At 45.5% G+C, this 23,928-nt stretch carries 24 protein-coding genes and 1 pseudogene; 21 read left to right on the top strand and 4 right to left on the bottom strand.

The window, feature by feature from the left end; translation table 11 throughout:
* The first annotated feature begins 103 nt into the window (after nucleotides 1–103).
* From steA to J2Z66_RS02820, 3 genes are read left to right on the top strand one after another with little or no spacing between them, the layout of a single operon-like run.
* Nucleotides 104–1,132, top strand: coding sequence for a putative cytokinetic ring protein SteA (gene steA, locus J2Z66_RS02830; protein ID WP_209969770.1), 1,029 nt, complete (start codon nucleotides 104–106; stop codon nucleotides 1,130–1,132).
* 23 nt (nucleotides 1,133–1,155) lie between these two features.
* Entirely contained in the window at nucleotides 1,156–1,857 is a 702-nt protein-coding gene (locus tag J2Z66_RS02825) for a glycosyltransferase family 2 protein (RefSeq protein ID WP_245375242.1), read from the top strand.
* Nucleotides 1,858–1,863: 6 nt separating this feature from the next.
* Nucleotides 1,864–2,748 (top strand): hypothetical protein, encoded by an 885-nt coding sequence (locus J2Z66_RS02820; protein WP_209969768.1) that lies wholly within the window; start codon nucleotides 1,864–1,866, stop codon nucleotides 2,746–2,748.
* A 132-nt stretch (nucleotides 2,749–2,880) separates the two neighbouring features.
* On the opposite strand, the gene J2Z66_RS02815 is transcribed toward J2Z66_RS02820, so the two are convergent.
* On the bottom strand, nucleotides 2,881–3,144 hold the full coding sequence (locus J2Z66_RS02815; protein WP_209969767.1) for a DUF2627 domain-containing protein: 264 nt from the start codon (nucleotides 3,142–3,144) through the stop codon (nucleotides 2,881–2,883).
* A 179-nt stretch (nucleotides 3,145–3,323) separates the two neighbouring features.
* Between J2Z66_RS02815 and lpdA the strand changes: the two genes are divergently transcribed.
* The 4 genes from lpdA (at nucleotide 3,324) to J2Z66_RS02795 (ending at nucleotide 8,371) form a co-directional block, all read left to right on the top strand.
* Nucleotides 3,324–4,748 carry a dihydrolipoyl dehydrogenase gene (gene lpdA / locus J2Z66_RS02810; RefSeq protein WP_209969765.1) on the top strand — a complete coding sequence of 475 codons (1,425 nt, stop codon included), beginning with the start codon at nucleotides 3,324–3,326 and terminating at the stop codon, nucleotides 4,746–4,748.
* A gap of 164 nt (nucleotides 4,749–4,912) precedes the next feature.
* Nucleotides 4,913–5,923, top strand: coding sequence for a thiamine pyrophosphate-dependent dehydrogenase E1 component subunit alpha (locus J2Z66_RS02805; RefSeq protein WP_209969763.1), 1,011 nt, complete (start codon nucleotides 4,913–4,915; stop codon nucleotides 5,921–5,923).
* Between the two features lie 3 nt (nucleotides 5,924–5,926).
* A complete protein-coding gene (locus tag J2Z66_RS02800) occupies nucleotides 5,927–6,907 on the top strand; it encodes an alpha-ketoacid dehydrogenase subunit beta (protein ID WP_209969761.1) in 981 nt (326 codons plus the stop codon).
* Nucleotides 6,908–6,994: 87 nt separating this feature from the next.
* Nucleotides 6,995–8,371 (top strand): dihydrolipoamide acetyltransferase family protein, encoded by a 1,377-nt coding sequence (locus J2Z66_RS02795; RefSeq protein ID WP_209969758.1) that lies wholly within the window; start codon nucleotides 6,995–6,997, stop codon nucleotides 8,369–8,371.
* A 38-nt stretch (nucleotides 8,372–8,409) separates the two neighbouring features.
* Here J2Z66_RS02795 and prli42 read toward each other — a convergent pair whose 3' ends face one another.
* Nucleotides 8,410–8,508 carry a stressosome-associated protein Prli42 gene (gene prli42 / locus J2Z66_RS43320; protein ID WP_209969756.1) on the bottom strand — a complete coding sequence of 33 codons (99 nt, stop codon included), beginning with the start codon at nucleotides 8,506–8,508 and terminating at the stop codon, nucleotides 8,410–8,412.
* A 75-nt stretch (nucleotides 8,509–8,583) separates the two neighbouring features.
* Between prli42 and J2Z66_RS02785 the strand changes: the two genes are divergently transcribed.
* Nucleotides 8,584–9,729 carry a M20/M25/M40 family metallo-hydrolase gene (locus J2Z66_RS02785; protein WP_209969754.1) on the top strand — a complete coding sequence of 382 codons (1,146 nt, stop codon included), beginning with the start codon at nucleotides 8,584–8,586 and terminating at the stop codon, nucleotides 9,727–9,729.
* Nucleotides 9,730–9,864: 135 nt separating this feature from the next.
* On the top strand, nucleotides 9,865–11,169 hold the full coding sequence (locus J2Z66_RS02780; protein WP_209969753.1) for a DUF3866 family protein: 1,305 nt from the start codon (nucleotides 9,865–9,867) through the stop codon (nucleotides 11,167–11,169).
* A gap of 22 nt (nucleotides 11,170–11,191) precedes the next feature.
* Here J2Z66_RS02780 and mciZ read toward each other — a convergent pair.
* Nucleotides 11,192–11,260, bottom strand: a pseudogene (gene mciZ, locus J2Z66_RS43975) (Z-ring formation inhibitor MciZ); the annotation flags it as partial.
* 138 nt (nucleotides 11,261–11,398) lie between these two features.
* Between mciZ and J2Z66_RS02775 the strand changes: the two are divergent.
* The 4 genes from J2Z66_RS02775 to fur all read left to right on the top strand — a co-directional run bounded on the left by J2Z66_RS02775 (nucleotide 11,399) and on the right by fur (nucleotide 14,502).
* Nucleotides 11,399–11,962, top strand: coding sequence for an NUDIX hydrolase (locus J2Z66_RS02775; RefSeq protein WP_209969752.1), 564 nt, complete (start codon nucleotides 11,399–11,401; stop codon nucleotides 11,960–11,962).
* Nucleotides 11,959–13,197, top strand: a complete 1,239-nt coding sequence (locus J2Z66_RS02770; protein ID WP_209969750.1) for an endonuclease Q family protein — start codon at nucleotides 11,959–11,961, stop codon at nucleotides 13,195–13,197. The genes J2Z66_RS02775 and J2Z66_RS02770 overlap by 4 nt, the downstream gene beginning before the upstream one ends.
* A gap of 80 nt (nucleotides 13,198–13,277) precedes the next feature.
* The gene (gene spoIIM / locus J2Z66_RS02765; RefSeq protein ID WP_376774357.1) at nucleotides 13,278–13,916 is read left to right on the top strand and encodes a stage II sporulation protein M; all 639 of its coding nucleotides are present in this window, start codon (nucleotides 13,278–13,280) and stop codon (nucleotides 13,914–13,916) included.
* Between the two features lie 124 nt (nucleotides 13,917–14,040).
* Nucleotides 14,041–14,502: a ferric iron uptake transcriptional regulator gene (gene fur, locus J2Z66_RS02760; protein ID WP_209969748.1), complete on the top strand. Its 462-nt coding sequence runs from the start codon at nucleotides 14,041–14,043 to the stop codon at nucleotides 14,500–14,502.
* 110 nt (nucleotides 14,503–14,612) lie between these two features.
* Here the strand turns inward: fur and J2Z66_RS02755 are convergent, their stop codons facing one another.
* Entirely contained in the window at nucleotides 14,613–15,017 is a 405-nt protein-coding gene (locus J2Z66_RS02755) for a YflT domain-containing protein (protein ID WP_209969746.1), read from the bottom strand.
* Nucleotides 15,018–15,219: 202 nt separating this feature from the next.
* Here J2Z66_RS02755 and J2Z66_RS02750 point away from each other — a divergent pair, with 202 nt between their 5' ends.
* The 8 genes from J2Z66_RS02750 to J2Z66_RS02715 all read left to right on the top strand — a co-directional run bounded on the left by J2Z66_RS02750 (nucleotide 15,220) and on the right by J2Z66_RS02715 (nucleotide 23,922).
* Complete coding sequence (locus J2Z66_RS02750) at nucleotides 15,220–16,359, top strand: SpoIIE family protein phosphatase (RefSeq protein WP_209969744.1); 1,140 nt, start codon at nucleotides 15,220–15,222, stop codon at nucleotides 16,357–16,359.
* A 45-nt stretch (nucleotides 16,360–16,404) separates the two neighbouring features.
* Nucleotides 16,405–19,047 carry an ATP-binding protein gene (locus tag J2Z66_RS02745; protein WP_245375272.1) on the top strand — a complete coding sequence of 881 codons (2,643 nt, stop codon included), beginning with the start codon at nucleotides 16,405–16,407 and terminating at the stop codon, nucleotides 19,045–19,047.
* Nucleotides 19,048–19,132: 85 nt separating this feature from the next.
* Nucleotides 19,133–19,936 (top strand): CheR family methyltransferase, encoded by an 804-nt coding sequence (locus J2Z66_RS02740; RefSeq protein WP_209970301.1) that lies wholly within the window; start codon nucleotides 19,133–19,135, stop codon nucleotides 19,934–19,936.
* A 17-nt stretch (nucleotides 19,937–19,953) separates the two neighbouring features.
* Nucleotides 19,954–21,153 carry a hybrid sensor histidine kinase/response regulator gene (locus J2Z66_RS02735; protein WP_245375241.1) on the top strand — a complete coding sequence of 400 codons (1,200 nt, stop codon included), beginning with the start codon at nucleotides 19,954–19,956 and terminating at the stop codon, nucleotides 21,151–21,153.
* A gap of 155 nt (nucleotides 21,154–21,308) precedes the next feature.
* The gene (locus J2Z66_RS02730; protein ID WP_209970299.1) at nucleotides 21,309–22,502 is read left to right on the top strand and encodes a glucose-1-phosphate adenylyltransferase; all 1,194 of its coding nucleotides are present in this window, start codon (nucleotides 21,309–21,311) and stop codon (nucleotides 22,500–22,502) included.
* A gap of 44 nt (nucleotides 22,503–22,546) precedes the next feature.
* Nucleotides 22,547–22,885, top strand: a complete 339-nt coding sequence (locus tag J2Z66_RS02725) for a general stress protein (RefSeq protein ID WP_209969740.1) — start codon at nucleotides 22,547–22,549, stop codon at nucleotides 22,883–22,885.
* Between the two features lie 253 nt (nucleotides 22,886–23,138).
* Nucleotides 23,139–23,585 (top strand): DUF948 domain-containing protein, encoded by a 447-nt coding sequence (locus J2Z66_RS02720; protein ID WP_209969739.1) that lies wholly within the window; start codon nucleotides 23,139–23,141, stop codon nucleotides 23,583–23,585.
* Between the two features lie 22 nt (nucleotides 23,586–23,607).
* Nucleotides 23,608–23,922 (top strand): STAS domain-containing protein, encoded by a 315-nt coding sequence (locus J2Z66_RS02715; RefSeq protein ID WP_209969737.1) that lies wholly within the window; start codon nucleotides 23,608–23,610, stop codon nucleotides 23,920–23,922.
* The last annotated feature ends 6 nt before the right edge of the window (nucleotides 23,923–23,928 follow it).

Here is a 23,928-nt window from a genome sequence, read left to right as displayed (position 1 = left end):
CAACAAACACCGATTGGGTTTTCATCCTAATCGGTTTTTTCATACATAGAATAATAAGGAAGGGGACAAAATAAAGCATCAAAGCCGGAAGCGGGTGGCCTTTATGAAGGGTTTTTCTTTCTCACTCGTATCGCCAAAGTCTTCACCGCTCTGTAAAGGAACCGTGCGGACAGGAAGCATTACTAAACAGCTGCTGACCCAGTTGTCCCCGAATCAAATTGTCGTTCTGAAGCATCAGGATTTAGATGAGGTTGTCGCCCAGGAACTAATTGACCGTGAAGTGAAAGCGGTCCTGAACTGCGCCTCCACGATGACAGGAAGCTATCCTGCCCAAGGTCCGCTGCTGCTGCTGCAGCATGATATACCTATTTGGGAGGCGGAACCGGGCTGCTTTGCTTTGTTTCAGGATGAATCCACGGTAAGTATTTATGAGAACATCGCTGTAACAGAAGGCAGCATAATACCTTTGAAAGCTTTCTCCAAAAAAGAGTGGCTAACGCAATTTCAGCTTGCTCAGCTATGCAGCGGATATATGCTGGAGAGCTTCATTGAAAATACTTTGTATCATGCACAGCTGGAGAAGAGCTTCGTTATTGAGCCGTTTCCGAACTTGCCATTAAGGACGGAAATGGAAGGCCGGCACGTACTGGTCGTATCCAGGGGGGGCTGCTATAAACGAGATTTGGCAGCGGCAAAAGCTTATATTTGCGACTACTCTCCGGTTCTGATTGCAGTAGATGGAGGCGCCGATGCTTTATTAGACCTTGGATATAAGCCAGATTTAATCATTGGGGATATGGATAGTGTAACAGATAGTGCGCTGCTTGGCGGCAGCGAGCTGGTCGTTCATGCTTATAAAGATGGCTACGCACCAGGATGGAATCGGATAAGCAAGCTGGGACTTGAGGCGCATTTGCTGCCATGCCCGGGAACAAGCGAGGATGTTGCGCTGCTTATGGCTTTTGAGAAACGCAGTGAGCTGATTGTGGCCGTAGGTGCACATGCCCATATGATTGATTTTTTGGAAAAGGGCAGAAAAGGAATGGGTAGCACACTGCTGGTTCGAATGAAGATCGGGGCAAAGCTTATAGATATTAAAGGCTTGAATTTATTTTATAAGACACGTTTGTAGAAGACAATAAGGAGGCGGCAAGCTTGACCCCTTTGACCCCTTTTGTAACGATCATTATACCTGCCTGGAATGAGGAGTTAAGAATATCCGACACCCTTAGAGCACTGCAGCATTGTATACCTGCTCATGAAGGCATATCCCGGCATGAAATTATTGTGGTGGACGACGGAAGCGGTGATCAAACTTACCAGGAAGCGTGGCCATGGGCTGACAGGATAATCAGACACACAAAAAGGCGAGGCAAGGGGGCAGCTTTATCCACAGGTATTGCAGAGGCTAAGGGTGAGTTTCTCATATTTCTGGATGCCGATCTGCAGGATACGGCCAGGTATGCCCCTTTACTGCTAAACCCGCTTCTTAATCAGGATGCTGATATGGTTATTGCGAAGCTGCCTGCTCCTTGGAAGCCCGCGGGCTTCGGGTTCGTCAAAAGATTGGCAAGTAAGGGCATTTACAGGCTCAGTGGCTACAAACCGTCTGCTCCGCTATCGGGACAAAGGGCGATAAGGGCAAGTCTGCTGGATCAAGTGGGGAAGCTGGCTAGAGGCTTTGGCTTCGAGGTCGGGCTTACGATTGATGTGGCCAGGCTAGGCTGCCGTATAGCAGAAATCGATGTACCTTTCCGTCACCGCGAAAGCGGCCAGGATTGGCAGGGGTTGTATCACCGCGGGTACCAGCTTGCTTCTGTGGGGTCAACGCTATTCCGAAAATGGAGGGAGTACTGAGCTGGCATGCTGGAAATAGGTTTGTTGTTGAACCTGGTTATACTTTTCGCCGCGGGCCGATGGCTGCTCCCTGTTTGCTTGCGGTTTCTGGTTGCTCACAACCGGCTGGAAAGCAATTATCTTAAAGCCTTCATTCCAACCGGAACGGGGGTATTTATTTGGCTCCTGGCAGCATTCCAGGAGATGCTTTACACGGTCGTTGCCCGACTTCCTGTTCCTGAAATACAGGGTGTTATGCAGCAAATATCGTTTCATGTAATCTATACTACAGCTATTACAATCATTTTTATAATTGGTTGGACTGATGATATTTTGGGCTACAAAGCTGTGAAGGGATTCCGCGGGCATTGGCGAAAATGGAGCGAGGAAGGGACTGTGACGACGGGACTTGTTAAAGTTTTTGGAGTGGGAGCCGTTTCTGTATGGTTTGTGCTTCAGATCCCTTTTTTTAACGTAATTCCTTTATGGCATTTCATCATCAAAACTGCTTTGCTTATCCTGATAACCAATGGCTACAATTTGCTCGATGTCCGGCCGGGAAGAGCCTTAAAAGCTTATATCCTGCTTGCTATTGTTTTGTTTATCGGGTTAAAAGGGCTTCCGAGTGAGGTGCTGCACTTTCTTCTGCCTGTCATGCTTCCGGTTCTAATAGGTGTGGTGCTGATATTTCCAGGAGACATTCAAGGCAAACATATGCTTGGGGATACAGGCGCAAATTTGCTTGGCTTCTCACTTGGCTGCTGGCTCATTATGGGAGCACCCATATGGCTTGAGCTAGTCGTGCTCCTGCTCCTGCTCATTTTGCATGTGCTTGCTGAAGTAAGCTCGGTTAGCAGGCTGATTGAGCGGAACAGGGTGCTTCACTGGATCGACAGGTGGGGAAGGGCATAAGTGGAACACATGCCAGCAAGTTGGATGCAGGAGTGTATAGAATAATAAAAACCGCGGACCGTTTATTCGGGGTCGCGGTTTTTATTGTCAAAGTCATCTTTCAAACCAGCATGCCTTCAGAGGAGACCTGTTCTACTGTTTTTTTCTTTTGGCTTTAAAGCGGGTAGCCACATAGTTCCGTTTACGGTCCCGGAAGAAGGTCCATCCGCCAATAAAGGCGACGCCAAGTCCAAACAGTACGAAGCCGAGTGAAAATTTGCCCCAAAGCACGTGCCCATTTTCTTCTGCAAACTGCGCAAATATAGCATCTTTCATAGCCAAAAATCCATATGTGGCCATGATTCCGGGTATGACTAAAAGGAGAATGGCAACAAAGCGGTAAAAGGGTGATTTCATACTAGCTCCTTGCTTGATCATATTAAATCCATCATACCGCGAATCGCTTTTCGTGTCTAATTCATAATTTAGACTATATTTACTCTTGCAAAAAAGGGTAATATAGTAAGAGACAATAGGGCCTATGCTATAAATAAAAAAGCTCAGCCATAGCGAAGCTTTTTGGGAGGAATGAGGATATGAGTGAAAACAGATATGATATCGTTGTACTTGGCGGAGGAACGGGTGGGTATATCGCGGCCATACGTGCTGCCCAGCTGGGGAAAACGGTTGCAGTTGTGGAGAAGGACAAGCTGGGAGGAACCTGTCTGCATCGCGGATGTATCCCGAGTAAAGCATTATTAAGAAGCGCCGAAGTGTATTCGACTATGAAGCATAGTGAGGATTACGGAATTACGGCATCATCCATAGAATTGAATGTAGCAGGAGTTATGAGCCGGAAGCAGCGGATCGTTGACCAACTGCACCAAGGTGTGCAGTTTCTGATGAAGAAAAATAAAGTCGATGTATATTATGGGAATGGCCGTATTGTGGGACCTTCCATTTTTTCACCGCGCAGTGGGGCTGTCTCTGTAGAAAAGGCAGATGGCGAGATTGACGTGCTCTTATCGCAAAATTTGATCATTGCCAGCGGATCGAAGCCGAGGAGCTTGCCTGGACTTGAGGTTGACGGCCACTATGTGATGACGAGCGAGGAAGCCTTAAACATGGAGGAGCTGCCCAAGTCTATCCTGATTATAGGCGGAGGTGTTATCGGAGTTGAATGGGCATCTATGTTAAGTGATTTCGGTGTTGAGGTTACGATCGTTGAGGCTGAGCAGCGAATTGCCAGCCTGGAGGATCAGGATATATCCAGAGAGCTTGAGCGTCTTTTCAAAAAGCGCCGTATTAACCTGATTACCAGTGCTAAGGTTATGACGGATACGATGCAGATCGTGGATAATCAAGTAACTATTCAAGCGGACAAGCAGGGAGAAATTATTGAGCTTAAAGCAGATAAAATACTGCTGTCCGTAGGACGGGAAGCGAATGTGACGGGAATAGGCCTTGAAAGCACTGATATCAAGACTGAGAAGGGCGTTATAAGGGTAAATCGCCATTTGCAAACGGCAGAGTCACATATTTATGCCATTGGTGATGTGATTGGAGGGCTGCAGCTTGCGCATGTAGCTGGTCATGAAGGTATCGCAGCGGTTGAGCATATCTGCGGGCTTGAACCTCATCCGATGGAAGACCATATGGTTCCAAAGTGTACATACACACGTCCTGAAATTGCAAATGTAGGATGGACGGAGAAACAGGCTGTGGAACAAGGCCGTAAGGTTAAGGTTGGCAAGTTTAGCTTCAAAGCCATTGGCAAGGCGCTAGTGTACGGTGAGTCGGACGGCTTTGTCAAAGTAGTGGCAGATGCGGATACGAACGACATTCTGGGAGTCCATATGATTGGTCCGCATGTAACTGATTATATTAGTGAGGCAGCTCTGGCCCAAGTGCTAAATGCAACGCCTTGGGAAGTTGGACAAACCATCCATCCACACCCTACGTTATCGGAGGCGATTGGCGAAGCCATGCTGGCTGTTGATGGTCGGGCTATTGGCAGCTAGGCGAAACAAAGGAATTGTATTCGGTGCAAATTGCGTTTATAATGATGTAGAGCCAAGTCTTAGGACCAGGTATCAAAAAATCAGGAAACAGGCTGTTCTATAAAAATGAAGGGCTTTCGTTTGTCTGTTAAAATGAGTGATTATACCACAAGGAGGCGGAATCTATGTCAATCGGCCAATTATCAAAGCATCAAAGCTTAGGTTTGTCGGATGAACAGGCTATCCAGATGTACACATATATGAATTTGGCGCGAAAATATGACGAACGTGCATTTATGCTGCAGCGAGCGGGCAAGGTGCCATTTCATGTTTCCGGTATTGGACAGGAAGCAGGACAGGTAGGCATGGCTTTTGCCATGCAGCCCCGCAAGGACTATTTTCTTCCTTATTATCGCGATTATGCTTTTGTGCTCTCGATTGGTGTGACTGTGAGGGATCTTATGCTTGCCCTCTTTTCCAAAGCGGAGGATCCGAGCAGCGGCGGACGGCAAATGCCGGGCCACTTCGGAGATAAGAAGCTTAACATCGTTACTGGCTCGTCGCCTGTAACAACCCAAGTTCCTCATGCAGTAGGCTTTGCTCTCGCAGCGAAGATGAAAAAGCAGGAATTTGTAAGCATAGCTACTTTTGGGGAAGGCTCCAGTAATCAGGGGGATTTTCACGAGGGTTGTAATTTTGCTGGTGTGCATAAGCTGCCTGTTATTTTTGTTTGTGAGAATAATCAATATGCGATTTCCGTGCCTTTGCACAAGCAAATATCAGGCAAGATTGCGGACAGAGCTATCGGATATGGCTTTCCAGGCTATCAAGTTGACGGAACGGATGCGCTGGAGGTATACCGTCTTATGAAGGAAGCCAGAGCCCGGGCTATCGAGGGTGAAGGCCCTACACTGATCGAGATTGTTACGTATCGCATATCACCACATTCCACCTCAGATGATGACATGCTGTACAGAACGAAGGAAGAAGTTGCTTTTAACCGCCAGAATGACGGTATCTTAAAATACAAGCAATACTTAGAAGACTGCGGCATTTGGAGTGAAGAGCAGGACCTGGAGCTTCAAGAGAAGCACAAGAAGGAAGTCCATGAAGCGACTCAGTACGCAGAAGCAGCGCCTTATCCGAAGCCGGAGGACACCCTCCTGCACGTGTATGCGGAAGGAGATGGACAATAAATTATGGCTGTTATCAACTATTTAGAAGCGATTCGTTCAGCGATGCAGGAGGAAATGCAGCAGGACGATAATGTGTTTGTGCTTGGAGAAGATGTGGGTAAAGGCGGAGTGCTGAATGCCACTAAGGGACTGCGTGATCTCTATGGTGAAGACCGCGTGCTCGATACTCCTCTAGCCGAATCGGCCATTGTCGGTGTAGCTATCGGAGCGGCCATGTATGGCATGAAGCCGATCGCGGAAATTCAGTTTGCCGATTTTATTTTTCCTGCTACTAACCAAATCATCAGTGAAGCGGCCAAAATCCGTTATCGCTCCAATAATGACTGGAATTGTCCGATTGTTATTCGTGCACCATACGGAGCGACCAGCTCAGGCGCTTTGTACCATTCGCAGTGCCCGGAATCCGTATTTTTTGGTACACCAGGCATCAAGATCGTTGCACCATCCAACCCCTATGATGCCAAAGGTTTGATGAAGGCGGCGATTCGTGACGCTGATCCTGTCCTTTATTTTGAACATAAGAAATGCTATCTTTCGATAACGGGGAACGTACCTGATGAAGATTACATCGTGCCTATTGGCAAAGCGGAAGTAAAGCGTCAAGGAAGCGACATTACGGTGATTTCATATGGGATCACTGTGAATTATGCGCTGCAGGCAGCGGAAGAGCTGGCTAAGGAAGGGATCAGCGCACACGTGCTAGACCTTCGCACCATTCAGCCGCTGGACGAGGAGGCCATCCTTGAAGCTGCGGCGAAGACGGGCAAGGTACTGATCGTTCATGAGGATAATAAGACCGGTGGTGTAGGTGCGGAAGTTTCAGCGATCATTGCTGAGGAGATGCTTTTTGATCTCGATGCTCCGATAAGCCGCCTTTGCGGGCCGGATGCCCCGGCTGTTGGCAACAATCCGCCGATGGAGAAATTTTTTCTGCTTAATACTGATAAACTCAAGGAAGCCATGCGCAAATTGGCACTGTTTTAATAGGAACTAGGAAGCTGATATTTTGAACCTGTTCGCAGCAAGTGCGACCGATGGTTTTTTCAATTTTTGGAATGGAGGTGCACGAACATGGCAAATGAACGGATAGTTGAGGTCACGGTTCCTCATCTGGCAGAAAGCCTTGTATCTGCAACAATAGGCAAATGGCTTAAGCAGCCTGGAGATTATATTGAACAATATGATGTAATTTGTGAGCTTTTTACGGAGAAAGTGAACACAGAGATGCCTTCTCCAATTGAGGGGAAATTGGTTGAAATTATATGCCGCGAAGGGGTTACTGCAGCGGTTGGTGAAGCGATTTGCTTGATCGAGGTACCCGCTTCTGCGGCTCAGGGAGCAAGTGGGTCCAATAATGGGAATCAGGCAGCTGAAGAGGTTGCAGAAACGAACAGTGCCGATCTTAGCATGAGAAACAGATTCTCCCCTGCTGTGCACCGGATGGCGTTGGATAACCATATTGACTTGCAGCAAGTAGCAGGAACTGGCTTAGGCGGAAGAATTACCCGCAAAGACATCGAGCTGGCAATAGCTGCAGGCACTAGTTCACATCCAGCAGCTCAAAGCGTGTCCACTGCAGCAGCGAACTTGTCACCAAAGCCTTCCAATGGGCAAACCGCCGCTAACAATGGGATACAAGCAAATGGAGATATCAAACCTGCAAAGGAGCCTGTTAGAAGCACGGGTATCCATCTTTCGGCTAATCCTCAGACACCTTTCATAGAGGTTGAAAGCCATGCCAGTGACACGCGCGGAGAGCATTTTATTGATATAACGCCAATGCGTAATGCTATAGCCAGCCATATGCGTCAGAGTGTAGCGGAAATCCCGCATGCCTGGACAACTATTGAGGTTGATGTTACGAATCTGGTTACCTTGCGGAATAAGGTGAAGGAGGAGTTTACTCGTCAGGAAGGGGTCAACTTGACTTACCTGGCCTTTCTGTTGAAAGCTGTTGTTGGAGCGATCAAGGACTACCCTATCATGAACTCTGTATGGGCCGTCGACAAAATTATCGTCAAACGCGATATTAATTTATCCCTGGCCGTCGGAACTGAAGATTCTGTAGTAACACCTGTCATTAAAATGGCTGATCAGAAAAATATTGCCGGACTGGCCAGAGAAATTGATGTGCTGACCAAAAAAGCAAGAACAGGCAAATTGACGCTTTCCGATATGCAGGGCGGTACTTTTACGATCAACAATACAGGCTCCTTCGGATCGATTCTCTCTTACCCGATTATCAACTATCCTCAGGCGGCCATATTGACCTTCGAATCGATTGTGAAGAAGCCTGTCGTCATTCAAGATATGATTGCGGTTCGTTCCATGGTGAATTTATGCCTATCGCTGGATCACCGGATTCTTGATGGTGTTATCTGCGGCAGATTTCTGCAGCGCGTCAAGGAAAACATGGAAGGATATAATTTGGAAACAAAACTATACTAAGCTAATAACAATAAGATCTGTCTTGCAATCGGCCAGGCTTAGAACAAAGCACTCGCTGTTAAAAGAATGCCAGACAATGTAATTGAGATTAACATCACATAAATGACAATTTTAAACCATAGCTTGTTGTTATACATGAATATTCACTCCTTTTTGTGAAACGGCTTGTATAAGTTCTATTGTAACCTAAACGTGGTATCGGAGGAAAGTGCATGATCCAGCAAAATCGTTTGATCCAGGAATTTATTTCCTTGGTGCAGGTGGACAGCGAAACAAGGTTCGAGCAGCAAATTTCCGAAGTGCTTAAGCAAAAATTTAAAGCAGCGGGCCTAACGGTGGAAGAAGATGACTCGGCAGATCGAAGCGGGCATGGAGCGGGCAATTTAATTTGTACCTTGGAAGCGGCCGCTTTGGATAACGCTGCAGCAGCCTCAGTTCCGACGCTGCTGTTCACCTCACATATGGACACAGTAGCGCCAGGCCAGGGGATTCGGCCACAGATTGGGACAGATGGCATTATCCGCAGTGATGGAACAACCATTCTTGGGAGCGATGACAAGGCGGGTATTGCCGCTATGTTAGAGGCGATTAAAGTGCTAAAGGAGCAAGGAATCCCTCATGGACCTTTGCAGTTCATTATTACTGCCGGTGAAGAATCTGGCTTGAAAGGCTCACGGGCTATGGATCCGAAATGGATCAAGGCTGCTTATGGCTATGCGCTCGATTCCAACGGAAGTATTGGCGATATTGCTACCGCTGCTCCAGGACGGGCCGAAATCACCATTATTTTTCAAGGGAAATCCGCTCATGCAGGGGTTAACCCGGAAGATGGCATCAGTGCCATTCAAGTGGCGAGTAAAGCCGTTGCCAGAATGAAGCTGGGCCGGATCGATAGTGAAACAACAGCCAACATTGGCAGTTTTTCCGGGATAGGTCCGTTGAATGTGGTCTGTGATCGTGTCAAGCTGGAAGCGGAAGCGCGCAGTATTGACCAGGTCAAGCTGGAGGCACAAGTACATTCGATGCGCCAAGCCTGTGAGGCTGCGGCGCTGGAAGCAGGCACAACGTGCGATTTTATTTCGGAAATCGTATATGCCTCCTATATGCATGAGGATGAAGCTCCTGTCGTTGCTTTAGCGGCAAGGGCGATGCAGAATATGGGCCTCACCGCGAAAACCTTCCATTCAGGCGGAGGAAGCGATGCCAACATTTTCAACGGAATGGGCCTTCCTACGGTTAACCTGGCTGTTGGCTACAAGGAAATTCACACAACGCAAGAACACATAGCTGTAAGTGATCTGGTACAAACAGCGGAGCTGGTCCTGGCAATCGTTAAAGAAGCGGCTAAAGGCGAATAATATACCATCATTGCAGCATACATATGTACATTAGAAATCCTTGAGAAAGGGTTTCTTTTTTTGTTGGGAAATCCATTGAACCAAGCGAATTGATGGCCATTTGGTCAAAAATATAGCGGCACAGGGGGAGAGAGAATGATGAATTGGGAAGTAGGCAAGGTGACGGGACAGCTTGAAGTCCGCGGCAACTTGCAAATTGTCGGTGTGAGGCTTCGCAATGATCAAATTGAAAAAGCTATCTATGAGGCAGTCAATCGCGACTTGCTCAAGCCAGGAGATAAAGTGCTGTTGAACACTACGGCGGAGAACCTTGGCCTAGGTTCAGGCGGGTATCATTTCGTTGTAGCTTTATTGGATTCTAACATTGAATGTGAGGTTGAGGATGAGATTGAGATCGAGATCGAGATCGAGGGAGAAGCTGAGGATAAGGATGGAGATAAAGCTGGAGATAAAGCTGGAGATAAAGCAAGTGGTACACAGGCTCTCACGGAAAAACAAAAAGCACGTTCCCGCGGGCATATCATGAAGCTGCCATATACGGCGATGCAAAGATCCGTTCTTACCGTGGAAGAGGAAGCCAGTCCCTACCATGCCCAATTTCAAGAGGCTCTTCAATTGGAAGGGATGCCAGTATTAATTGGGGAGCTGCATAGTATGCTTCCTATCGCCTTATGTTGGATTCGGTACCGGCAAGAGCAGGAAAAAGCCGTGAATTTAAATTCACAGTCGAAACGAAATAAACCAATCAAAATTGCCTATATAATGACCGATGGGGCGGCGCTTCCTCTGGCTTTTAGCGAGCATGCAGCAGCACTTGAAAAGCTTGGCTGGCTCGATATGACCATCACATATGGTCAGGCATATGGAGGCAGGCTTGAAGCGGTTAATAAATTTAGCGCCTTATTAGCCGCCAAGCATGCAGCGGCCGCAGATTTAGCCATTGTTACTATGGGACCAGGCATTACCGGAACAGCGACTCCATATGGGCACACAGGCGTGGAGGTAGGAGAGCTGGTAAATGCAGTTAATCTATTGGGTGGTTCACCCATTATTATTCCCCGTATTAGCTTCGCCGATCCGAGAGAGCGTCATCGGGGAATCAGTCATCATACCTTAACCTGTTTACATATTGCAGCTCTGACTGGAGCTGATGTACCGCTTCCGATGCTCCATGAGGAATTCACTAGCCTTATTGAAGAGCAGCTGCTGAAAAAAGGCAACTCGCATAAGCATCGTATTTTCTCAACTTCGGAGGTTAAGATTGCTGATGCAGAAGCCGCTCTGCGGCTTTATCCAAAGCTGATTACTTCGATGGGAAGAGGATGGCGTGAGGACCCGTCGTTTTTTTTAGCTGTCTTTTCCGCCGCGGATTGGGCATATAGACTGGCGCTGAAGGCTTCTGCTGAACAACTAAATAATCCGCCAACTTCATATCCCTGACTTCCCCTTGGGCCATTTTTTTGAGGTGCTGCTTGATTTCCCATACTTTTCCTACTAGACGAAAGTTTTGTTCTGCTACATAGCTTTTCATTATGAATCCCTCATTTATCCGAAGATTTGTAATTTTGTTCGGCAAATTTGTTATAATGAACGATATGCGTAAGTAGGACAAGATATACGTACTTTTTATTACCCAAACTTTTTTCTAACCTAACTAGGAGGCAAAGGAATGCATTATAAATCCAGCAAAAAATTCGAAGAAACTACAATCAGCACGCAAGAGGTATTTCAAGGGAAGATCATAACGCTTCAGGTAGACCAGGTACAGTTGCCAAATGGGCAAATCGCATCCAGAGAAATTATCAGACATCCGGGTGCTGTAGCTGTATTAGCACTTGTGGATAATAAAATGCTGGTCGTTGAGCAATACCGCAAACCGCTGGAGAGAAGTCAGGTGGAAATTCCGGCAGGCAAGCTGGATCCGGGCGAGGCTCCACTTGAAGCCGCTCTGCGTGAATTGGCAGAAGAGACGGGCTACCGTGCAGGTTCCCTGAAATTGATTTCCTCCTTCTCTACATCACCCGGATTTGCCGATGAAATTATTCATATGTATCTTGCAGAAAACCTGATAAAGGGTGAGGCAGCTCCTGATGAGGATGAATTTCTCGAATGTGAGGCAATCACACTGGATGAGGCCAAGCAATATATGCAAGAACAAAGAATCAGTGATGCCAAAACGATAATGGCCGTATATGCATGGCAAATTTATCAACTCACAGGACAAATCGGATGAATCCTTTGAATTCGTTAAATCCATTAAATCCATTAAATCCATTAAATCCATTAAATCCACTGAATCCCTATTATGTGGATCTTCATATACACATTGGCCGTACAGAACGGGGAAATGCGGTGAAAATTAGTGCCGCCAGCAATCTCACCTTTTTCAATATTGCCAAGGAGGCTTCTGAACGCAAAGGGATTGAGATGATTGGCATCATTGACTGTCATTCTCCGTCGGTTCAGGAAGAGATTATGCACTATCTCGATCGGGGAGATATGGTCGAGCTGGAGGGAGGGGGAATCCGCTACCACAATACGACCATTTTGCTGGGCAGTGAGATCGAGGTGAGAGATCCGGGAATGGGCCCTGCTCATTTACTAGCCTATATGCCAGATCTCAAAACGATGCAGGATTTCACATGCTGGATGACCAAGCATATGAAAAATGTGGAGCTCAGCTCACAGCGAATCTATGTGCCGGCAAGTGCTCTGCAGGAGGAAGTGCTGGGCAGAGGGGGCATCCTGATCCCAGCGCATATATTTACCCCGCACAAAAGTGTGTACGGCAGCACGGATCGGATGGAGCATTTGCTGAACCTGGATGGCATTGCCGCGGTAGAGCTCGGTCTTAGCTCAGATTCTGAGATGGCCGGAACAATCTCAGAGCTTGACCGTTACACCTTTGTGACGAACTCAGATGCTCATTCCTTAGGTAAAATCGGCCGTGAATACAATATAATGACACTGGCGGAGGCTAATTTCGCGGAGCTTGTAAAAGCGCTGCAGCGCAAGGAAGGCAGAATGGTTTCAGCCAACTACGGCCTCAATCCCCGTTTGGGCAAATATCATCGTACCTATTGCGGACAGTGTGAGTCCATAGTAGATGAGCGTGAGACGAGTATCGAGCGCTGTCTGTACTGCGGCAGCAGCAAAATCATCAAAGGCGTTATGGACCGAATCCAGTCCCTGTCCGACCGCGAAGAGCCGTTTTTTCCTTCCTACCGTCCACCCTATCATTTTCAGGTTCCATTGGAGTTTATTCCAGGACTTGGGCCTAAAAAAATAGATCTGCTTCTCGCTAGGTTCGGCACCGAAATGAATATTTTGCACAGTGTCGGCTTTGAGCAGCTGGCTGCAGTGCTCGGTATTGAGCTGGCTGATTATATTGTCCAGGCGAGAGAAGGCAGGCTAGATTTGGAAGTAGGCGGCGGCGGGCGCTATGGGAGGATTTTACGGAAGAATTAGAAGAATCATATTCATAGATTCACTCTTTGCCGCATATCCTTGTCTTTGTAGGATGTCTAGTGCGGGAAAGGGGCGGCATGATGAACGGGAAGCTGACGATGAAGCAATTTATGAAAGAGAATCTATCCTTGTATGTGTTTGTCTCAGTGCTGTTTGTAATTGGTGTTGTATTTGGAGCTGTGATGGTGAATGCATTGTCGCTGGAGCAAAAGCAGGAGATGAGCCGCTATCTCGGCAGTTTTTTTCAAGAGGTTAATGGTGGTATGCAAATTGAGGGAGGGCAATCGTTTCAGCAAGCCTTTGGCATGCATATGAAATGGATATTGCTAATCTGGCTCTTCGGACTTTCTGTTATCGGACTGCCGCTTGTTCTAATTCTTGATTTCCTCAAGGGTGTACTTATAGGCTTCACTGTCGGTTATTTAGTGGCTCAATTTTCTTGGAAGGGCATGCTTTTTGCGCTAGTATCTGTAGCTCCGCAAAACCTGATTGTCATCCCCGCTTTGCTCATTTGCAGTGTATCGGCCATGGCCTTTTCTATTTATATAATTAAGAATCGTTTCATACAAAGGCGAGGAGCTATTTATCATCCTTTTATGAGGTATGTCTCGATTACCCTGTTAATGGGTGTTTTTCTGTTTGCTGCTGCTCTCTGGGAAGGATATGTCTCCCTGGATGTGATCAAGTGGGTTACGCCAATGCTCGCAGGTATCAATTGAAAAACGGGATATACTCGAGTTTAAGACATTTAGCAAATGTTTGACTTTGTTGGCTTGCTCCCCCTATAATGAAGAAAGTGGCGTCTTATATGAAGAGCCTTTAGCCGTTTTGAGGGGGAGTAGCATGGAAGCAAGAATTGATAAGATTAAACAGCAGCTGCAAACCGAAGGGTATAAGCTGACCCCTCAGCGGGAAGCGACGGTGCGGGTATTGCTAGAGAATGAGGCCGATCATCTCAGTGCTGAAGACGTGTATATGCTCGTCAAGGATAAAGCTCCGGAGATAGGTTTGGCAACCGTATATAGAACACTTGAACTGTTAAGCGAGCTCCATGTGCTGGAGAAAATGAATTTCGGAGACGGAGTTGCCCGTTACGATCTTCGGGACGACAGCACGCATCATCACCATCATCATTTGATATGTACACAATGTGGTGCTGTAGATGAGATTATGGAAGACTGGCTAACTCCATTGGAGGAACGACTGGAACAAGAGTTTAATTTCGAAGTTCTCGATCATCGACTTGATTTTCAAGGAATTTGCTTCCGCTGCAAGGGGACAAGCAAGCCAGAGTCAACCGACTAATTTCTTAAACCACGGTGCCCTCAATAGTTGAGGGGCGATATGTATAAAATAAGCAAATAATGCCGATATTCCGCAAGCACGGATATCGGCATTATTTGCTGAGGAAGCGCCTACTCATTATAGCCACTTTGCGGGTTCCAAATTTCATTTGGATGGACTTGCTCTGCGGACATGTATGGAGCCGATTCCAATTTTAATTTTGCTACTATCATATATCCCCCGAATTCAAGGGCTTGTTCATACTGCTGTGCTTCATACTCTGAAAGACCGATAGCTTCCATTTCTTCCAGCAGCCGCTCGCCCTGTGAGAGATATAAGTTGGCTAATGAGTCGCTTAACCCCTCGTCTGCTGCAGCCGCTCGCTGTGTACCCGATATTTCTGCTAACTCTTCCGCTTTTTGGGCATCCATAGTTAATACGTATATTTGACTCAGCGGATAGCTTTCTTTCTGAAGCGTTAGTATGTGCCGTAAGGCTTGCTCTTCATCATTAACGATGTCCACTTTGTAATCCATGTTAGTCCCTCCTGGTTTTCTTATTTATGCTAACTATTTAACCTGTAAGGTTTGCTGTGAAACAAGGGGTTTATTTGATCTGGAACGAGATTTTTTGTAAGATTCAATTGTCAGTTTAAAGGTTACTTATAAAGAGAAATGTCAATAAATGAATATAGTGCATTCAACAAAATAAACAAAGGAATTAATAGGTGAATGAATCATGCATATTCTAATTGTAGATGATAATCCGGTTAATCTCATTGTCATTGAGAAAATATTAAAGAGTGCAGGATACATGGATTATACAGCGATGACGTCGGCCATGGAGCTTTTTGACTATTTGAAAAATGATTCCATAGAAACGAACTATAATCCTGTAGATTTGATCCTCATGGACATCATGATGCCTATCATGGATGGGATTGAGGCCTGCCGGCAAATTCAACGCGTAGAGCGCTTGAGAGACATTCCGATCATTATGGTTACCGCATTGGGAGATTCTCTTAAGCTTGCAGAAGCTCTTGAAGCAGGGGCGATTGATTATGTGATAAAGCCAATAAATAAAATTGAGCTTATTGCTCGCATCCGGGTTGCTTTAAGGCTTAAGTATGAGAAAGATTGGCATAAGGAAAATGAGCAGCGAATTCGTCATGAGCTAGAACTGGCGAAGCAGGTTCAGAGCAATGTGCTCAGTCTGCCACTTCAGAATGAACAAATTGAAATTAAAGCAGTATACCACCCGTCTTCTGAGCTAGCTGGGGATTATTATGCCTGGTATCAAATTGATGAAGATCGATACGGGGTTATTTTGCTGGACATTATGGGCCATGGCATTTCATCATCACTCGTTTGTATGTTTATCTCCTCCGTCATGCAGGATACGATAACGAAGTATGTCTCCCCGGAGATTGTGATTGCTGAATTAAATCGCTATATGAACCAATTGAACAGCCGCAATCAACAGATCAATTATTACTTCACGGCTATCTATCTGCTCATTGATGTTAAGAACAGAACGATCGAATATGTCAATGCAGGACATCCGCCAGGTTTGATCCTTGAGAATGGAGTCGTTAAGGCTGAACTCAATCAAGGGTCTTGTGCTGTCGGTTTTTTTGGGCAAATGGACATTCAGAAGGCGATATTGAAGTTCGAGAATTCCATTGAAATTGTTATGTATACCGATGGGCTGCTCGAAGCTTTGGAGGAGCCTGAACAAGAGCCTCTCCACAGATTGACGGAGGAACTGACGCGCTGTACAGGCCTGGACCTTTCGTGCATCATCGATAATCTGCTTCCCCCTGAAGTGCTAGATATACAGTCTGACGATATTTGTATTGTCAGGATTACAGTGCCTTGACAGCATCGGAAAAGAGCTTTTCTGAGAGGGTGAGCTACATTGAAAATGAGAACAAAGCTGTTTCTCGGCTTTGGTATTTTACTACTGCTTATGTTCGCACTCGCAGGCACTGGACTAAACCGGATGACGAGTATTGACCGAAGCTTGGATGAAATGTACGACAACCAGTATGAGAAGCTGCGGCTTGCGGCTAATCTTCGAGTGGATGTGAGCCGGCTCGGCAAAAACATCGCTAATCTAATACTAAGCGAAAGCAACGAGGATCTCTCCAAAAACCAATTGGCGATTTTTACCTCTAGCGATAAAGTAACGGAAATGCTGAAACGGGTAAGTAGCGAATATAACGGTGAGGTTGAGCGTCAAATCGCTAATAACATCATCGAAAATGGCAATAAATATTTAGACCTTAAGGATGAAATTATTACACAGGTTGTAAACGGGAATCAGGAAACAGGCCGAGATTTGCGGGCAAATGAGGGAGCGAAGCTGCAAGAAACCCTTCTGGTATCCATAGATAATATGACGAGCTATCAAGAAGAAGCGATGAATACCGCTCTTATGGAAGCCAAACAAACGAATTCTGAGACGATTGCCTATACCGGGCTTCTGACACTGACGAGCTTGTTATTAGGCGGAGGTGTCATGATTTGGATTGTAGTCAGCTTAACCAAAGGTCTCAACATGGTGTCTGGCATGATTATGAACGTGGAACGCTCTAATAATCATCGCACACATCGTATCCAAGTCGTATCTAACGACGAGTTCGGAGAGCTTGGCAGAATCTTTAACAAGATGACGATGGAGCTTGAGGAAACAGCAGAAAGCGAGCGTTTGCTCAGTAAATCCAATAGAGAGCAAGCGCTGCTTAAAACCAATCTTGTGCAAATGACAACACTTCTTCAAGGTTTTGAGGATTTGTATGGGCTCGCCCAAACCTTTATTGGAGAAGTGTGCCGTATGACGAGTTCCAGCTATGGGGCTTTTTATATTCTTGAAAAACAGGATGGGAAGAAGTTTCTGAAGCTCTATGCTACATATGCCCGTAACGGAAGCCGGGGCTTAACAGCTGCTGAAAAAATTCAGCTAGGCCAAGGCCTGATCGGACAAAGCGCACTGGATAAGAAAACTATATTTCTAAACGAGGTTCCGGCCGATTATGTAAATATTAGCTCTGCGTTCGGTGATATCGATCCTTTATCACTGCTGATTAGTCCTGTTTTTTTTGAAGAGGAGGTTGTTGCCGTTTTTGAGATTTCTTCGCTGAAGAGCTTTACAGACCTCAAGCTTGAACTGTCGGAGCAGCTGTCTGACAGCTTGGGCATTCTTCTCAATAACATTCGTGGACGGATGAAGGTAGAGGAACTGCTGCGGATTTCTCAGGCTTTGACCGAAGAACTCCAACGGCAATCGGAGGAATTGATGTCGCAGAAGGATGAGCTCAAAAGCTCGTATGATAAGCTGGAGCATCAAGCCATAGAGCTATCCGTGGCTTCCAAATATAAATCGGAGTTTCTGGCGAATATGTCCCATGAGCTCAGAACACCTCTGAACAGCTTGTTAATTTTATCCCAATTGCTAGCACACAATAAGGAAGGCAACTTGACAGATAAGCAGATTGAATATGCGGAAACGATTCATACTTCAGGGCAGGAATTATTAAAATTGATTGATGATGTGCTTGATTTATCGAAAATTGAGTCGGGCAAGTTGGATCTGCAGCAAGAATCCGTTAGTATCCAGGAAATTGCCCAATCTATTCTTAGAGCCTTTCAGCCATTAGCTGAACAGAAGGGGTTGAAATTTGCGATTCAAGTTAGTCCGGATTTCCCGGAGCAGTTAATGACAGACCGTCAAAGATTGATGCAAATTCTGAGGAATCTGCTCTCCAATGCGATCAAATTTACGAATAAAGGTGAAGTGAAAATCAATTTTTACCGCGATTGGCGCCACTCCTCTATGGTAACGTTCAGTGTCGAGGATACGGGAATCGGTATACCTGTGGATAAACAGGAAATGATTTTCGAAGCCTTCCGTCAAGCAGACGGGACAACCGGACGTAAATATGGGGGCACAGGTTTAGGTCTTTCGATCAGCCGTGAATTCGCGCAGCTCTTGGGCGGGGAGATTCAGCTTGAGAGCGAGGAAGGACGGGGAAGCCGCTTTACACTGTTTCTTCCAGAGGAGCAGCTAGGCCTTCCTTCTTCGGGTCTGAAGGAGTCGGCAGCAAGTCTTCAATCTGAAGTAACTAGGGAATATAAAAAGATCTTGCCCATGCGTTGGGAGAGATCCTCTATGGAGAACTCACTCGATCTGGCCGGAAAAAGACTGCTGCTGGTGGATGATGACATCCGGAATTTATATTCCCTAACGAACTTGCTGGAGAGCTTCGGGATGATCATCACTCATGCTGAGACGGGTGTGCAGGCTATTGAATTGCTGCGGAAGAATCCTAACCTTGATTTAATTATTATGGATGTGATGATGCCAGAAATGGACGGGTATGAAGCGATGCGGCAAATTCGTGGCCTGCCTGAACTGGCGAAGATACCTATTATTGCGCTAACTGCCAAGGCAATGAGAGAAGACAAAGAGAAATGCATACAGGCCGGGGCATCCGATTATGTGACCAAGCCGGTTCAGGCGGAGCAGCTGTTGTCTTTAGTTCAAGTATGGTTATGTAAGAAATAAAGGAGGGAGAGTGGACGCGGTGTGTGCGAATTTTAATGATAGGAATCAGATCGCTTCCGCCTTGGAAAAAAATGATGAATTAGAGATGATTGAAATCAAGCTGCTTCTCGAAGGCATTTATCGTTTGTATGGATATGATTACCGCAATTATAATTACGCTTCTATCCGCCGCCGCATTCTTCTTCGTATGAATGCCGAACAACTGGATACGATTTCCGCTCTTCAGAATAAGGTACTTCACGATCATGACTGTCTGAAAAGACTATTGTCTAATATGGTCATTTCGGTTACGGAAATGTATCGTGATCCGGATGTTTTCGCATTATTTCGCAGTAAGCTTGTTCCCTGGCTGCGGACACTTCCTGCTATTCGGATTTGGCACGCAGGCTGCTCAACAGGTGAAGAAGTATATTCGATCGCGATGCTGCTGCATGAAGAAGGCTTGTATGAGAAGACACGAATTTACGCCACGGATATTCATGAAGAAGCGCTTCAAATCGCGGAGAGTGCCACGTATCCGTTGAAAAACATGCAGATCTACACGAAGAATTACCAGCAATCCGGTGGAATCAATGCATTCTCTCAATACTACAAAGCAGGCAAGGATCATGTTACCTTTCATGATTTTCTCAAGGATAATATTATATTTGCTGAACATAATCTGGTTACGGACGGCTCATTTAACGAGTTTCATGTTATATTTTGCCGTAATGTGCTAATATATTTTAATAATGAGTTGCAGGATCGGGTACATCATCTGTTTTATAACAGCTTAGGCAAAAACGGTTTTCTCATCCTTGGGCAGAACGAATCCATTTCATTTTCCAAGCATCAAGCCAGCTATGAGCAGTTGGACCCATCCGCTAGAATATATCGCAAAATTCGTTAAGCTTTAAGAAAGTGAGAATGTGTAGAAAAGAGGCGTTCAAACTGATTTGGAATGAATCTGTCGACATATTGCTGGTAGATGATCAACCGGAAAACTTGCTAGCCCTTGAATCCGTGCTTGATTGCAGCGGTTACAATCTAGTAAAAGCCAATTCAGGAGTAGAGGCACTCCGGTGTTTACTGAAGCGGGATTTTGCGGTTATCGTTCTAGATGTTCAGATGCCCGGAATGGATGGATTCGAAACCGCCCAGTGGATTAAATCAAGAGAAAAAACGAAGGCAATCCCCATTATTTTCATAACTGCCTCGACCAGGGAAGAGGAGTTTGCGTTTACGGCCTATTCCGTCGGTGCTATTGATTTTATGGTTAAACCATTCTCGCCTACCATTTTGAAAAGCAAGATTGAAGGCTTTGTGCAGATGCACAAAATTCAAAAGAAGCTGCAGCTGCAGACCGAGCTGCTCAATCAGCAGACCGAAGAAATGCAGGTCGCCAAAGAAGCTGCGGAGGCCGCGGCGAAGGCGAAATCTGAATTTCTGGCGATTATGAGCCATGAAATCCGCACACCTATGAATGGTGTTATTGCAATGGCGGATTTGCTGCTGGAAACGGAGCTTACCCAGGACCAAAGGGATTATGCGGAAACGATTCATAAGAGCGGAAATGCATTATTGCTGATTATTAATGATATTCTGGATTTATCGAAGATGGAGTCAGGCAAGATGGAGCTATTTGAGGAACCTTTCGATCTCAGTGATTGTATCGGGGAAACACTCGATTTGTTCAGCCTGGATTGCCGTAAAAAATCGCTTGATCTGATTTATAATATTGATCCTAAGATTCCGGAAAATCTGTTAGGGGACGTAGTTCGTTTAAGACAAATTCTCCTTAACCTTGTAGGAAATGCTGTGAAATTTACCGAGTCAGGCCGGATTGATGTTTTCGTTCGTTTGAAAGAGACCAAGGGAAATAGTCTGGAAGTAGAATTTACAGTCAGGGATACGGGGATTGGCATTGATGAAATTTTTATTAATAGGTTATTCCAACCCTTTTCACAATCAGATTCGTCGACGACACGCAAGTTTGGCGGAACGGGCCTGGGATTAGCTATAAGTAAAAGTTTGGTTGAATTAATGAGTGGAACGATTGGTGTCAAGCGAAATGATGGGCCAGGGACTTCTTTCATTTTCACTGTATTACTCTATAAAGCTCACTGAACTTAACAGTCAGGGGCTTTATTTTTTTGCCAATTCTAGCTAATTTATGTTTCAAATCTACTATAGGCGTTTAAATATTACTTATGATGCTCCCCCGGAAAGGTGGAAAAAAGCGAATAATTAAGAACAAAACAGGAAGGAATTGGGTGAAAATAATGAGTAAAAAGGAATGTATGGCCATGCTTCTGGCAGGAGGCGAAGGACGACGATTGCATCCGTTAACCCTCCATACCGCTAAGCCTGCGGTTCATTTTGGCGGTTCCTACCGCATGATAGATTTTGCCTTAAGTAATTGCTCGAATTCAGGTATTCATACTATTGGTGTAGTAACACAGTATAAGCCTGACGCCCTGCACAAACATATTGGAAGAGGCTCCTCCTGGGTGAATCGCAGTTCTAAAGGTGAGGTGGCGCTGCTGCATCCCGCTGATAAAGATAATGTGTATGCTGGTACAGCAGATGCTATTTACCAGAATAGAACTTTTATTAACCGGCATGATCCTGAATATGTCCTAATCCTTTCGGCTGACCATATTTATCGGATGGATTATCAAGCGATGCTGGAGCAGCATAAACGAAACAAAGCAGATGTGACAGTCGCGGTTACCCCTGTGAAATGGGAGGAAGCCTCCCGGTTTGGAATATTAAGTACGGATGAAGAAGGACGTATAAGCCGTTTTTGTGAGAAGCCGGCTGAACCGGAAAGTAATTTGGCATCGATGGGTATTTATATTTTTAATTGGAAATATCTAGAATCTTTATTGATAAAGGATAAAAACGCTGCGGACTCAAGTCATGATTTCGGTAAGGATTTACTTCCCGCAATTATTGAGCAAGGAGCTAACATATATGCATACTCGTTTAAAGGCTACTGGAGAGATGTTGGTACGATTGAAAGCTTATGGCAAGCCAATATGGATATGCTGCTTAATTCAGAGCTATTACCTTGGCAGGACCAGCAGGCTAAGGTATACACCGCTTGCACCGACCAGGCTCCTAAATACATCCAATCGAGTCCTAGGGTCAAACGTTCTGTTGTAAGTGACAGATGTGCTGTCAGGGGCAAGGTAGAGCGTTCTGTGATTTCATTCGGAGTGCAGATCGGAGAAGGCAGTATGATTGAGGATAGTGTGATTATGCCGGGTGTTACGATCGGAAGGAACGCGGTAATTAAAAAGGCGATTATCGGAGAAGGCACTTATGTGGGAGATGAGGTGATCATTCAAGGTACGGGGAGAAATGATATTGCTGTAATAGGCGAGAAGGAAACCATAGTGACCAAAATGGACAAGCCGGCCGCTCGTTTTTTTTCTACAGATTGGATGAGATGGATCAGTTCACCCTCGTAATAACAGGTAAGCAACCATTAACAAACGCATAGGAGGAGTAAATAATGAGTTATTCTATTGTAGTGGCAGATTTTGAAAAGGATGTAAAAAAGGCAATCCTGCAGTTCAAGGAAGCTGGTTTCAAGCCGCATCAAATTCATGTGCTTGCCTACGATAATGAACAAAATAAGGAACTGCTTGCTCAGCAATGTGTTAGCCGTATCGGGATGGCTACCATGACGATGAATCAAATGCAATCTGATTTATTTCGTTCTACAGGCTGTGAGCTGCGTTCTAAGCTGATGTCATTTGGCTGGTCTCCTACGACTGTTCATTACTATGAGCATGAGCTGGAGAATGGTCGAATAGTGGTTGCTGTTTGTCATGAAGATTTGGTTCATTAATAATGAATCCTGCTTCTTATGAAATATACTTAGCCAAAAAAGAAACCAACCTTATGCAGTGGAAGCGTAAGAGCATCCATTAAGCGAAGGGAGGTTTCTTTTATTTTGATATATAAGAAAGTGAAGACCATTCAAAGGAACAAATCTTTAGACTCTCAGGTTGGGATCCCTATTTTTCGTAAACTTGTTGACGCCATGATTCAATTCCAGCACAATGGGGTAAGTATGTAAAAAGCATTAAAGGAGTGGTCAGATGATTATTGAATGGAGTGTAGCAGTAATCGCTCTTGCTTTTGTGGTATTGGTAGTGTATTTGATTATAACGCTGCGTTCATTAAGCGCAATGATTCAAAACACAAGCCAAACTCTCAGTAATGTGGAGAAGCAAGTCGGAGCCTTAACTACCGACACGAGTGAACTGCTGCAGCATACGAAAGAAATTGTGGTAGACGTACAAGGGAAGCTTCAAGCAATGAATTCAGCGTTCGCTTCCTTTAAGCAATCTGGTGAAGCAGCCAAGGAAGTGACCACTTCTGTACGACAGGTTTCAAGCGCTGTTGCGGATTTTATCCGTGCCAAGAAGCCTGAAAGGCTTGAGAAGCCAGTAAAGCAAAATACGGCTGTAGATCGTACAGCGGAAATTATTAAAGTCATTCCTGTTTTTTTAGAGCTTTTTCGTAAGCTAAGAAAATCACCTTAACATTTAGATGGAGGCATAAACAATGATTGAACCTAAATTTCAGCTTACAAAGGAAGTTACGGAAAGCAGCAATATTTTATTTTTAAAAGGGGATTTGGATTTATCGCAAGCGGCAGACATGCGTTCCGCTATTGACCCTTTGGTTGCGGAAGCCGGAAAAAAGCTTGTACTTAACTTACGTGACCTGAGCTATATTGACAGTACTGGAATTGGTGTTATCGTATCCATCTTGAAAGCAAGAGATGCCCTGAAAGCACCTTTTCAAGTAGAAGCCATTCCTGCTAAAATTCAGCGGTTATTCGATATTACGGGCCTGAGCCCCTTCTTAACAGCTTGATAACAT

The organism is Paenibacillus eucommiae (assembly GCF_017874215.1).
In the GTDB taxonomy this organism is placed as follows: domain Bacteria; phylum Bacillota; class Bacilli; order Paenibacillales; family NBRC-103111; genus Paenibacillus_AI; species Paenibacillus_AI eucommiae.
This window is presented reverse-complemented; position numbering and strand designations above follow the sequence as displayed.